This window comes from Glaciimonas soli (assembly GCF_009497155.1).
Lineage (GTDB): Bacteria > Pseudomonadota > Gammaproteobacteria > Burkholderiales > Burkholderiaceae_D > Glaciimonas > Glaciimonas soli.
In genome coordinates this window covers 119,254-132,132 of sequence record NZ_WINI01000003.1, presented here as the reverse complement: position 1 = coordinate 132,132, position 12,879 = coordinate 119,254, and the positions used below count along the sequence as shown (strand labels likewise).

Sequence of the window (12,879 nt, the reverse complement as noted above, 5' to 3'; positions counted from 1 at the left end):
AGCACAATGAACGCAATGGGCGCAACCAGTAATCTGGTACAAAAATTTCAACAATATAGCGATTGGCGTGCTGCAGTGGGAGCGGCTTTACAGCGCTATCAGGAGTGGACGACAGAAGCAAATTTGTCCGATAGCGTAAGCGCTCAGCGCATCAACAAAGCGTTGGCGCGTTTGGATGATGATAAATTGACGATTGCTTTTGTCGCGGAATTCTCACGCGGCAAATCGGAATTGATCAACGCCTTATTTTTCGCCGATTACGGGCAACGTATCTTGCCGTCATCTGCTGGTCGCACCACGATGTGCCCGACTGAATTATTGTACGATCCATCGTTCCCCGCTTGCATACGTTTACTGCCGATCGAAACCCGCGCCGATGCTCTGTCAACCAGCGACTATAAAAACAGTCAGCATGTCTGGACGGTACTGCCACTCGACATTTCATCTGCGGACGGGATGCTGGAAGCCTTTAAACAAGTGAGTCTGACCAAATGGGTTTCACAAGAAGAAGCTAAGCGCTACGGTTTATTTGATGAAGATGATCCGGATGCGGCGCTGGCGACTGACGATGCTGGTCGCGTGCAAATTTCACAATGGCGCCATGCCATCGTCAATTTTCCACATCCTTTGCTAAAACAAGGTTTGGTGATTATCGATACGCCGGGATTAAACGCTATCGGTACCGAGCCAGAGTTAACCTTGAACCTGATTCCGAATGCACATGCCGTGCTATTCATTCTTGCTGCTGACACGGGTGTGACCAAGAGCGATATTGATGTCTGGCGCAATCATATCGGTAGCGGCGCAGGGCGTATGGTGGTGCTCAATAAGATCGACAGTATGTGGGATGAGCTGCGTTCAGAAGCGGAAATAGAAAGTCAGATTAATCATCAGATCAGCTCCGTTGCCCAAACCTTAGGTTTATCCGCGTCGCAAATATATCCCGTGTCGGCGCAAAAGGGCTTGGTAGGAAAAATCAACGACGAGCGCGCATTGCTGGAGCGAAGCCGTTTGCCCGCATTCGAAAATGCGCTTAGTCATGAATTGATTCCTGCCAAGCGCAATATCATTTGCTCTCAATTGATGGCTGATATTGACGATTTGACGGCAGCCAAACAGGCCGTCATGGCTGCGCGCAAGCGTAATATCGTAGAACAATTGATGGAGCTTAAAAGTCTGCGCGGGAAAAACACTAACATCATCACGCATATGATGAAGCGCATCGATATTGAGAAAAAAGAGTTCGATGAAAGCCTGCAAAAATTGCAGGGGACGCGCATGGTATTTTCGCGCCTGTCATCTGAAGTGTTTACCACTTTGAGTATGAGCATCATCAAAGAAGAAATTCGGCAAACTAAGGAAGAGATGGAAGGCAGTATGTTTACTGCCGGCTTTCGTTCTGCGGTGAAAACGTTTTTTGAAAAAGCCCAGGCTAATCTGGTCGCCTCCAGTCAAAAAACCGACGAAATTTCTGAAATGATGAGCATCATGTATCGTAAATTTTCGACCGAACATGGTTTGGCATTGTCGACACCTATGCCATTTTCGCTAGATAAATATCAGCAAGAATTAAGGTTGATTGAAGGCGCATACCAACGTCAATTTGGCGCAGTGACATTGCTCAAAACCAGCCAGGTAGTGATCATGCAAAAATTCTTTGACTCGATAGCTTCTCGCGTCAAAATGAATTTCTTGCAGGCTAATCGTGATGTTGATTCATGGTTGAAAGTAGTGATGGCACCACTGGAAGAGCAAATCCGTGCGCACAATGGGCAACTCAAACAAAGACTGGATTCGATAGCGCGCGTGCATGTCGCGATTGACAGTTTGGAAGAAAAAATCGCGACGATAGAAACATTGCATGCGGCGCTTGATGCGCAACATAAAACATTGACGGCACATGAGCTTGCATTAAAGGATGTGATAAATCCAGAGCATGGATCGAAAACGAGATCATTGAGAAATGCGGCATAGATGAAGCGTGTAATTGGAAATTCTGGCAATTCAGTAGATACAGAGATTACAGAGAAAAAGCAACGGGCAAATAAAATTCCGGCGCAGGCAGATCGGGCAGAATTTGTCGATCCGTCTTTTTCAGATGCCGTGATTAGCTGGCAAAAGCAACATGGGCGACATAGCTTGCCTTGGCAAAATACCAGCGATCCGTATCGGGTTTGGTTATCGGAAATCATGCTGCAGCAAACGCAGGTGACGGCGGTGATTCCATATTATCAAAAATTCCTGGCCAGCTTTCCTGATGTGCAAAGTTTGGCGCAAGCAAGCAGCGAAGAAGTGATGTCGCATTGGAGTGGCCTCGGCTATTACACCCGCGCACGCAATTTACATCGTTGCGCGCAGCGTGTAGTTGCGGAATATGCTGGAGTCTTTCCACGCGATCCTGCTTTGCTGCAAGACCTGCCTGGCATAGGCAGATCCACCGCGGCAGCCATCGCTGCATTTTCTTACGGCGTACGCGCGGCGATTTTGGACGGTAATGTCAAACGCGTTTTTGCTCGCGTATTTGGCATAGATGGCTATCCCGGCGCAAAACAAGTGGAAGAGCCGATGTGGCGGCGGGCAGAGGCATTGTTGCCGGAGCAGGGTGTCGAGTCCTACACGCAAGGCTTGATGGATATGGGGGCGACACTCTGCACGCGCAGCAAGCCATCTTGCGACGCATGTCCGTTGGCAAAGCGCTGCGTCGCCCTGGCCACTGACAGAGTGGCGCAACTGCCGGTTCGTAAGCCTAAGAAGGCGATTCCGGAGAAGCAAACCGGTATGCTGATCATTGTCGATCAAGGGCTAGTGTTGCTGGAGCAGCGACCTGATAGTGGTATTTGGGGCGGCTTGTTGTCGTTGCCGGAAATCGACATGACCGCAGATCTGGATATTGAATTGACGCGAGCTACCGCCATGTTTGGCAATCTTGCTGCATGCGACATTTTGCCGTCGTTCTCGCATGTTTTTACGCATTTCAAATTGCATATTTCGCCGTTTCAGGTTCATCTGGAACGACGATTTGCCATGATCGCGCAATCGTCGCATGTTTGGTATGACGTAGATAAATTGGCTGATGCGCCGTTGCCAGCGCCAGTTAAGAAATTATTGCTGGGGCTGTTTGGCAAGTGATGGCGTTTTGCTCTGCTCCCTGCTGATGGGAGACGGAAGAATTCAATAATTCAACTGACGATGCCTGACGACCACTTGCTCTGTTTCCGCGAATTGTTTTGCCAGTTGTTCCACCATATACACAGAACGATGTTGTCCGCCAGTGCAACCTATGGCGACGGTGAGATAGCTGCGATTGTCTTGTTTGAAAGACGGCAGCCATTTGGCAACGAAGGTACTGATATCGTTTAGCAGATCCGCCACTTGTGGTTGAGAATTCAGAAAATTGATGACAGGCTGATCGCGACCGCTGAACGGACGTAGCAGTGGATCGTAATGTGGATTCGGCAGCGTACGCACGTCAAACACCAAATCAGCATCCAATGGAACGCCATGTTTGAAAGCAAATGATTCGAACATCAATGTCAGCGATGCATGTTGCGTATCGATCAGATCTTTGACCCAACGTCGCAATTTGTTCGTACTTAGATCCGACGTGTCTATGGTATGGCCTAAACCCTCAATCTCAACCAATAGTTCACGTTCAGCCTGTATGCATTCAATCAAGGTCAGGCGATCAGCCGGATTTTGATCCGGGCGAATACGATGCGATAGTGGGTGGCTACGACGCGTTTCTGAAAAGCGTGCAACCAGTGCTTCGGTGGATGAGGTCAAGAATAGTACTTTGACATCATGTCCTTCGGCTTTGAGTTGTGCAATGTCGGAAGGCAGGCTTGCGAGTGAATCTGCGCTGCGCGCATCGGTGGCGACCACCAGCGTTTCTACGCCGTCTTGCAGGCTGTTAGTAACCAGAGCGCGTAACAGTTTCGGCGGTAAATTGTCGATGCAAAAGTAACCGGCATCTTCGAGCACGCGAAGAGCGATCGATTTGCCAGAGCCAGATATACCAGTGATAAGAATTATGTGCATAGACAGATAATACCGTAAGTATTGTCACGTCATCATGACGCTCTAATGACAATTTTGCATAGATACTAAATCATGCATCGCTATCGTAATCCATCGCTGCACGTTGTCGTGCAATGAAGTCTTTTAGTGTGTCAATGCCGCGTAATTGCAAAATCGTATTGCGTACCGCTGCTTCAAGCAGAACCGCAATATTGCGACCTGCGGCAACTGGAATAATCACTTTGCGTATCGGCAGTCCCAACACATCGTCGTAATGTGCATCTAGCGGCAGTCGCTCATAATTTTCTTCCAGCGTTGCGCGGCGAACCAGATGGACGATGAGCTTTAAACGCATTTTGCGTCGTACCGCGGTTTCACCGAAGATGGTTTTGATATCGAGCAGACCAAGGCCGCGTACTTCCAATAAATTCTGCAGCAGTGACGGACAACGGCCTTCGATCATATTCGGCGCAATGCGAGCGAATTCAACGGCATCGTCAGCGACCAATCCATGACTACGTGAAATCAATTCCAGCCCAAGTTCACTTTTACCCAAACCGGATTCGCCAGTAATCAGAACGCCAACTCCCAGCACGTCCATAAAAACGCCATGCATGGTAATACGCTGAGCGAGTTTTTTGGACAAATAAACGCGCAAATAATCAATCACCTGCGCAGCAGGCAATGGTGTCGAAAACAGCGGAATATTTTTGGCGTCGCAAATATCGAGAATGTCGGCTGGCGTTTCCAATCCTTGCGCGATGATAAATGCCGGTGGCTCGCCGCCGACCAATTCCGCGGTTTGATAGGCGCGCGATGTTTCTGATAAACGTTTGTAGTATTGCGTTTCCTGGTGACCGAAAACCTGAATGCGTCCGGGGTGTATCAAATTTAAATGGCCAACCTGATCGGCGGCGGATGCTGCATCACCAGAAATCAAGCGTTCGCCGCCAGGGAAACCAGCAAACCAGCCGAGCTGCAGCGACTCGCGATTGTCTTCATAAAGCTGTTGAATCGATAGCGGCGTGGATGAGGGCATAGTGTCTGGCGCTGATGGCGCTTATAGGTAAAGAAAAGTAGGATGGATCGCAATGAGCATGGATTATGTGGCTCTCTCTATTCACCAGCGGTCAGCGTTGCACCTGGTGGAGATTACGCCATAACTTGCGTAACGACACACCATCTGCATCAATGTGTATGCTCGGCATTGTCTGGCTGCCATTCAAGTAATTTCGCATGAACAGATAGCGGATCGGTTTCTGTTTTCAGAACCTCCCGGAAGGCATCGCTGGAAAACATTTCTGCCACTTCAGACAAAATTTCCAGATGCTGCTGGGTGACATGTTCAGGAACCAGCAGAAACACCAATAATTTCACTGGTTCGCCGTCCGGCGATTCAAATGGGATGGGTTCGGCCAAGCGTACAAATGCGGCTAATGGCGCTTTTAAACCTTTGACGCGGCCATGCGGCACTGCGACGCCATGACCCAGTCCGGTAGAGCCTAAACGTTCACGCGCAAACAGATTGTCAGAGACGGTGGAGCGGGCGATGCCGCAGTTGTTTTCGAAGATCAGGCCAACTTGTTCGAAGGCACGTTTTTTACTGGAAACATCCAGATCCAGAACGACATTTTGTGCCGGCAGGATTTTTGCAAGATTAGTCATTATACAAATTTGCGTTGAGCACCATGAAAATGGCAGGCCATATGAAGGCCAATAATCAAAGGGTAAGTTTAGTAATCAGCTGGGCTGACTACTGGATATTTGTCATCCGTATCCTGACCCCTGTAATTATAGGCCTAATTCATAAGTGCAACACTTGATTGTCAGCATGGAAAGATACCTTGCTGATCTGGCTTAATCAACCTGGAAACGTGTAAAGATAAACAATACATCGCCATTGCCTTTGTTTTTAGACAGGCGAGGCACATAACTGAACATTAATTTTGCTTTTTTCGTACCGATACCTGCCAGTGGCAGTGCCATTGGGAACGGGAAATGATGGAAGTAATCGGCACGACTCATCAACATCGCCGTATAGCCAGCGCTGATTTCAAGCGGAGTTTTGGGAATGCCAAATACCCATTCATAAGCATAGCCAAGATGTAGCTCAGGCTTTGAATGAGAGTCTGCGAAGGCGAGGAAGTAGACCGATTCATCATTGCCGCTAGCATTACGGATAGTACGACCGCCACCGATACCCCAAGCTTCTTCATTCAGTTCGTCGATTCGTTCGCGGGTATAGGTGCCGCGACCATGATAAGAATAGCCCGGAACATATAATTCCATCGAGCCGTTATTCGTAATGTAGTCCAGGCGATCCAGAATGCTGTTGGTGGTTTGTTTCCACCAGCCCGGATTAACGTTGCTATCCGTGCTGGTGTTTAGCGGCCCATAAGTGGCCGGTTGTGCGGATGGTGGTGCAGTGGCGGTGCTGCTTTGCTGGGTATCTACGCTGGTATAGGTCTGCGCATAAGCGCTTACTGAAACTAAGGCTGCCGCAATAAAAGCTGCGCAGAAAGAAGAGGTAGTTCTGGACATATGGGCTTATAAATATGGGCTTATTAAGAAGAAAATGTGTGAACCTCATTGAAGAGGTACGGTGCTTACTCAAGGAAGTATGACGATTTGGGCCATATTTTCCTTGATTTACACGTATTGTTACAATAAAAACATCAAAACAAGCTATTTTGTCAGATTGATTGAGCCATCATTGGCGCGCCAGGCGCGCATTTGACGGCGGCTTTCCAGTCGAAAAATTGCTCCGCCAAGGATTGATATCAAGACCGCCGCGGCGTGTATAGCGTGCATACACAGCCAGTTTCTGCGGAGCGCAGCGTTGCATAATATCCATAAAGATACGCTCCACACATTGCTCATGAAATTCATTGTGATCACGGAAACTGATCAAATATTTCAGCAAACCTTCTTGATTAATCGGTGTGCCGACATAGTGAATTTGTACGCTACCCCAATCGGGCTGGCCGGTTACCAGACAATTCGATTTAAGCAAATGCGACACCAGCGTTTCCTCGACTGGCACCGCATTGCGATCGGTGCTGAGCAGGCTCGGCATAGGTTGATAGTCACTTACCTCAATATCCAGTCGATCCAACAACAAACCTTCCGGTTCTTCTAACTGCATGTTGACAAAGGCGTCAGCCCCGGTTAATACAACTTGGACAGGCCCGCCGAAAGCTGCGGATAAATCTGTGCGCAGCAACTCCAGTAGTGCTTCCGGGCTGGCTAATTTAGTTTGGTTGAATGAATTCAAATAGAGTTTGAATGACTTCGACTCAATGATGTTGGGCGAATCTGCCGGGGCTGTAATTGTCGCAATCGCGACCTGCGGTTTCCCACGCGAATTCAACCATGACACTTCATATGCATTCCAGATATCCACACCAAAAAATGGCAAGGTTCCAGTGATGCCGATTTCTGTCCGTTTACCTAAACGGGCAATCGGAAACAATAGAGAGGGGTCATATTGCGCAATGTAAGTTGCCGGTTTGCCCAGTGGCGAAGCGTCGGGAGTGTGAGGAACGGTCATGATGGATGGCTTTTTGCGGAAAGACCGTATTTTGCCAGATTGCCGTGAATGTTTTGCGCTAGTCAGTTTTTTTCAACAAAAAAGAGGCTTACCCCACACCGATCTGGCGAGACGCGCTCTTATGAAGGATGGCTGCAAATTCCGTGTGAAAGATGCGAAATAGGGCTAATCTATAGTTTCCAACAAGAAATAATAAAGAAGGAAAAACAAGGAGACAATCATGATTTGGCAACAAATATACGACCCATTTCATAATATGGTGATTTCGACCTTGCTGGCCGCCTTGCCGGTAGTTGTTCTTTTGGTCGGTTTGGGGTTTTTGCGTTGGAAGGCCCATATCGCTGCCGCTGCCGGATTGATAACGGCACTGGTGATCTCCATTTTTGCCTATGGCATGCCAGCGGGGTTGGCTGCTAATGCTGCATTTTTGGGGATACTTACCGGTTTGTTGCCGATAGGCTGGATTGTCCTCAACATCATTTTTCTATACCAACTTACCGAGAAAAACGGCAATTTCAAAATCATCCAGGATTCCATTGCCGGGGTTACACAAGATCGGCGTTTGCAATTGTTATTGATTGCATTTGCCTTCGGGGCTTTCTTTGAAGGCGCAGCTGGTTTCGGCACGCCGGTTGCGGTGACGGCAGCGATCTTAATCGGACTCGGTTTTTCGCCTCTGGCCGCTTCCGGTTTGTCGTTGATCGGCAACACTGCGCCAGTCGCATTTGGCGCGCTCGGCACACCGGTGCTGACGCTGGCGAAAGTACATGGTTACGATGTCATGGCGCTATCGGCGATGATAGGACGTCAATTGCCGTTTTTTTCGTTGCTGATTCCGTTCTGGTTGATCTGGGCCTTTGCCGGACGCAAAGGTATGTGGGATGTCTGGCCCGCTATTTTGGTTACTGGTGCCAGCTTCGCCATTTCACAATTTTTGGTTTCCAACTATATTGGGCCGGAATTGGTCGATGTAATTTCTTCTCTCGTGTCTATGTCTGCGCTGGTGCTATTTCTTCGCATCTGGCAACCAAAAACGATTTGGACTTCAGTCTCTCTCAAGGGACGCCATCACGAAGGAGAGTCCGCGCAGTCAGTTAGCGCTCCGCAGAAGCATGATAGCGCTGCGCTGATACGTGCATGGACGCCATGGTTCATTTTGACGGTATTCGTTTTTCTCTGGGGTTTGCCTCCCGTGAAGGTGTGGTTAAACGGCCTGTTCTCACCGGCATTTCCGATTCACGGTTTGCATCAATTGGTACAAAAAATGCCGCCAGTAGTCAAAATGCCGAAAGTTGAAGATGCGGTCTATTCCTTCAGTCTGTTATCAGCTACCGGTACCGGTATTCTGCTGGCAGCGTTCGTTGGCGGCTTGATCATGAAGTACAGTCCATGGCAGCTGGTCAAGAATTTTGGCGGCACGATTTGGCTGGTACGTTTTTCGTTACTGACTATCGCGTTAATGCTTGGTATCGGGACATTAACCCGTTATTCCGGCAGCGACTCTACGCTTGGTTTGGCTTTTGCGAATACGGGTTGGCTCTATCCGTTTTTCGGGACCATGATGGGCTGGATGGGGGTCGCGTTAACCGGCTCGGATACGGCATCCAACGTTCTGTTCGGCGGCATGCAAAAGGTCGCAGCAGATCAATTGGGTTTATCCCACAACTTGATGGGCGCAGCTAACAGTTCTGGGGGTGTGATGGGCAAGATGATCGATGCGCAGTCTATCGTGGTAGCTTCTACCGCGACACGCTGGGTGAACCATGAAGGAGAAATTTTGCGTTATGTGTTTTTCCACTCGATCGCACTGGCATCGCTGGTAGGATTTGTGGTGATGCTGCAAGCATATGTGGTGCCGTTTACTTACATGGTTGTGCGCTGAAGATAAGATATCGGAAATTTAAATTGATGTAAAAAAAGACGCCAGAAATGGCGTCTTTTTTCGTGTTACCCCAAAAATAATTTATACACTGGATTGTCGCTCTCATTCCAATAGCGATAACCCAATCCATCCAGAAAACTTCGGAAGACTTTCATTTCATTTTTCGGCACTTGCAAGCCAATCAAAATTTTTCCAACATCGCCACCTTGACTGCGGTAATGGAACAGACTGATATTCCAATTTGGTGCCATGCTATTCAAGAAGCGCATCAACGCGCCTGGGCGCTCCGGAAATTCAAAACGATAGAGTAATTCATTTTTCGCCAACGGGCTCTTACCACCAACCAGGTGACGGATATGAATTTTTGCCAGTTCATCGTGCGTCAGGTCCAGTGTTTTAAAGCCATGCTTGTCGAAATTCTTCGCAATCTGCGTTGACTCATTTTGCGTCGCTGTTTGCAGGCCGACGAAAACATGTGCCGCATTTTCATCGCTGATGCGATAGTTAAATTCGGTCACATTACGATCACCAATTAACTCACAAAGTCGACGGAAGCTGCCGCGCTCTTCGGGTAGCGTCACTGCAAAAACGGCTTCGCGTGATTGCCCGAGATCGGCCATTTCTGACACAAAACCCAAGCGATCAAAATTCATGTTGGCACCAGATGTAATCGCCACCAGCGCTTGGTTTTTGATGGGTTTGCGTGTGCCTTTGGCGCGTTCTACATAAGCCTTGGCACCAGCCACGGCCAGCGCGCCAGATGGTTCTAAAATGCTACGGGTATCTTGAAATACATCTTTGATTGCCGTAGACACTGCCGCCGTATCGACCAAAATGACTTCATCGACGTACAGCTTGGCGAGGCGGAAAGTTTCTTCGCCTACCAGTTTGACGGCAGTGCCATCTGCGAATAGACCAACATCACCTAACGTGACGCGGCGACCGGCTTTTAAGCTGCGCGCCATGCTATCGGAATCGACGGTTTGCACGCCGATGATTTTGATTTCCGGACGCACTGCTTTTACGTACGCCGCCACGCCAGCAATCAGACCACCGCCACCGATCGGTACAAAAATCGCGTGTATCGGTTCTGCATGCTGACGCAAAATTTCCATGCCGACGGTACCTTGCCCGGCGATCACTTCTGGATCATCAAATGGATGGACAAAGGTCAGCTTGTGTTTTTTCTGCAGTGTCAACGCATGGTTGTAGGCGTCGGTATACGAATCGCCGAATAACACCACTTCACCGCCACGTGCGCGGGTTGCATCGACTTTGACTTGCGGGGTAGTCGTTGGCATCACAATCACGGCACGGCAACCCAGTTTTGCGGCAGACAGCGCCAAACCTTGTGCATGATTGCCCGCCGATGCGCAAATCACACCGCGCTTCATCTGTGCAGGCGTCAAACTGGTCATTTTGTTATACGCACCGCGCAGCTTGAAGCTGAATACGGCTTGAATATCTTCTCGCTTCAAATATATTTGGTTATCTATTTTCTGTGACAACGTTGGCGCCAGTTCTAAGGGCGACTCAACTGCAACATCGTAGACACGGGCGGTTAATATTTTCTGTAAATAATCTATGGTCATGATCAGCTTGGGAGAAGATGCGCGTAACAGGGTTGGAAATAAGTGTTTCTAAGTTATAGAAATATAACCGAAATATGCACTCCATTATAATAAAGCGCTCTGATTATCACCGACACCCTCACGAATTGCTCCTAATGTTTGAATCTGCTGTCCTTTGGTTATTGAAAACACTCGCTATTCCAACAGTGGGTTTGAGTTCTGTTTTTATCATCAGCTTCGTCGCAGCCACCTTGATTCCGATGGGATCGGAGCCCGCTGTCTTCGCCGTGATCAAAGCAAATCCTGCCATGTTCTGGGCGGTGATCGTCGTTGCTTCGATTGGCAATACCTTAGGTGGTGTGGTCAATTACTGGATGGGTTATGGTGCCAAGCAAGTATTCGCCAAAGAACGACATAGCCGCTGGTTTCCATGGTTGGAGCGGTTTGGCGCCAAATCGATGTTGCTTGCCTGGTTGCCGGGAATCGGCGACCCGATGTGCAGTTTGGGCGGCTGGTTAAAGTTGCCATTCTGGCCTTGCGTGGGTTATATGGCGATAGGTAAATTCTTGCGTTATGTTGCGATGGTCTGGTTGCTCCTTAAAGTGCCTGATGGATTTTGGCATCAGGTGGGGCAGTGGCTGGCATAGTGCACGACCATACGGAATGGTTGTGAATAGAGTATTTGCATCCATATCAATAATCTTTAACGAGAGATAGTTTCATGTCAGAACCCACACGAATGTCGCAATTTTCCGCCGGTGCGCGCGATACGATTCCTATGCTGGTTGGCGCTGCACCATTCGGCGTGATTTTTGGTTCGCTGGTGAGCGCCAATCTGGCAGCATGGCAGGGGCAATTGATGTCGCTGTCGGTGTTTGCCGGCTCCAGTCAGTTTATTGCGCTCGGCATGGTCGCTGCACAAGCGAGCCTGCCGGTGATTTTGTTGGCGACCCTGATCGTCAATTTGCGCCATATGTTGTACGCAGCGACGCTGTTGCCGCATGTCGCGCAATTGCCTTTGCGCTGGCGTTTCGGATTGGGTTTTTTATTGACCGACGAAACCTTCGCGGTGGTTAATAGTCATTACGTCAAACATCCGCATCAACCGTTAGGTCACTGGTATTTTCTGGGATCGGGCGTCGCGATGTACGCCAACTGGCAGTTCTGGACCTTGATCGGATTATTGTTCGGCATCGCTTTCCCGCAACTGCAATCATTAGGTCTGGAATTTGCGATGGTTGCCACTTTCATTTCCATCATCGTTCCGCAACTCAAACAGATGCCGCAACTGGGTGCAGCTTTAGTCGCCGGTGCCAGTGCTTATCTGCTGCAAGATTTGCCGTACAAGTTAGGCTTGATGGCTGCGGTGTTCGCAGGCGTGATTGTTGGGGTGATATTGTCGCGCTGGAAAAATAAAGAGGAGGTGGCGAAATGAGCTACACGTTAATGATTATTGGCATGTCACTGATTACCGTTGCCATCAAAGCCGCAATCTTCGTATTGGGTGAACGCGTGGTGCTACCACCGTTATTGAAACACGCACTCGCTTTCGTGCCGGTAACGGTGCTGACCGCGATTATCGTTCCGATGATCTTGTCGCCGCATGGTACGGGATTGGAGTTGACCTGGCGTAATCCGCAATTGATTGCAGCTAGCGTGGCGATATTGATTTGCGCTGTAACGCATCGGCAGTTGTTGACGATTGCGGTTGGGCTGGCGGTGTTTTTTGGATGGCAGTTTTGGGTGCTGGGGGGATTTTGATTGTTGATGGATAAGAGTAAAAAACGATAGAGTTCAACGGCAAGATCGCTGCAAATAAAAATAGCGTACGCAATGCGTACGCTATTTTTTTAGAGACT

General features: G+C 48.9%; 12 protein-coding genes. 6 read left to right on the top strand and 6 right to left on the bottom strand.

All coding sequences use genetic code 11. The features are described from left to right. The first annotated feature begins 6 nt into the window (after positions 1-6). On the top strand, positions 7-1,974 hold the full coding sequence (locus tag GEV47_RS06710; RefSeq protein ID WP_228124625.1) for a dynamin family protein: 1,968 nt from the start codon (positions 7-9) through the stop codon (positions 1,972-1,974). Further along, the gene (gene mutY / locus GEV47_RS06705; protein ID WP_153233972.1) at positions 1,975-3,129 is read left to right on the top strand and encodes an A/G-specific adenine glycosylase; all 1,155 of its coding nucleotides are present in this window, start codon (positions 1,975-1,977) and stop codon (positions 3,127-3,129) included. It begins immediately after the preceding gene. A 42-nt stretch (positions 3,130-3,171) separates the two neighbouring features. On the opposite strand, the gene rapZ is transcribed toward mutY, so the two are convergent. The 5 genes from rapZ to queF all read right to left on the bottom strand — a co-directional run bounded on the left by rapZ (position 3,172) and on the right by queF (position 7,567). After that, entirely contained in the window at positions 3,172-4,038 is an 867-nt protein-coding gene (rapZ, locus tag GEV47_RS06700; protein ID WP_153233971.1) for an RNase adapter RapZ, read from the bottom strand. Positions 4,039-4,108: 70 nt separating this feature from the next. Beyond that, positions 4,109-5,056: an HPr(Ser) kinase/phosphatase gene (hprK, locus tag GEV47_RS06695; RefSeq protein WP_153233970.1), complete on the bottom strand. Its 948-nt coding sequence runs from the start codon at positions 5,054-5,056 to the stop codon at positions 4,109-4,111. 149 nt (positions 5,057-5,205) lie between these two features. Continuing rightward, positions 5,206-5,682, bottom strand: coding sequence for a PTS sugar transporter subunit IIA (locus GEV47_RS06690; protein WP_153233969.1), 477 nt, complete (start codon positions 5,680-5,682; stop codon positions 5,206-5,208). A 192-nt stretch (positions 5,683-5,874) separates the two neighbouring features. Next, a complete protein-coding gene (locus GEV47_RS06685; RefSeq protein ID WP_153233968.1) occupies positions 5,875-6,558 on the bottom strand; it encodes a hypothetical protein in 684 nt (227 codons plus the stop codon). A 169-nt stretch (positions 6,559-6,727) separates the two neighbouring features. After that, positions 6,728-7,567: an NADPH-dependent 7-cyano-7-deazaguanine reductase QueF gene (gene queF / locus GEV47_RS06680; protein ID WP_153233967.1), complete on the bottom strand. Its 840-nt coding sequence runs from the start codon at positions 7,565-7,567 to the stop codon at positions 6,728-6,730. A gap of 220 nt (positions 7,568-7,787) precedes the next feature. Here queF and GEV47_RS06675 point away from each other — a divergent pair, with 220 nt between their 5' ends. Beyond that, positions 7,788-9,449, top strand: coding sequence for an L-lactate permease (locus GEV47_RS06675; RefSeq protein ID WP_153233966.1), 1,662 nt, complete (start codon positions 7,788-7,790; stop codon positions 9,447-9,449). A 65-nt stretch (positions 9,450-9,514) separates the two neighbouring features. Here GEV47_RS06675 and ilvA read toward each other — a convergent pair whose 3' ends face one another. Further along, complete coding sequence (gene ilvA, locus GEV47_RS06670; protein ID WP_153233965.1) at positions 9,515-11,041, bottom strand: threonine ammonia-lyase, biosynthetic; 1,527 nt, start codon at positions 11,039-11,041, stop codon at positions 9,515-9,517. A 134-nt stretch (positions 11,042-11,175) separates the two neighbouring features. Here ilvA and GEV47_RS06665 point away from each other — a divergent pair, with 134 nt between their 5' ends. The 3 genes from GEV47_RS06665 to GEV47_RS06655 all read left to right on the top strand — a co-directional run bounded on the left by GEV47_RS06665 (position 11,176) and on the right by GEV47_RS06655 (position 12,781). Then, a complete protein-coding gene (locus GEV47_RS06665; RefSeq protein ID WP_153233964.1) occupies positions 11,176-11,667 on the top strand; it encodes a YqaA family protein in 492 nt (163 codons plus the stop codon). A gap of 74 nt (positions 11,668-11,741) precedes the next feature. Further along, the gene (locus GEV47_RS06660; RefSeq protein WP_153233963.1) at positions 11,742-12,455 is read left to right on the top strand and encodes an AzlC family ABC transporter permease; all 714 of its coding nucleotides are present in this window, start codon (positions 11,742-11,744) and stop codon (positions 12,453-12,455) included. Further along, positions 12,452-12,781 carry an AzlD domain-containing protein gene (locus GEV47_RS06655; protein WP_153233962.1) on the top strand — a complete coding sequence of 110 codons (330 nt, stop codon included), beginning with the start codon at positions 12,452-12,454 and terminating at the stop codon, positions 12,779-12,781. The genes GEV47_RS06660 and GEV47_RS06655 overlap by 4 nt, the downstream gene beginning before the upstream one ends. The last annotated feature ends 98 nt before the right edge of the window (positions 12,782-12,879 follow it).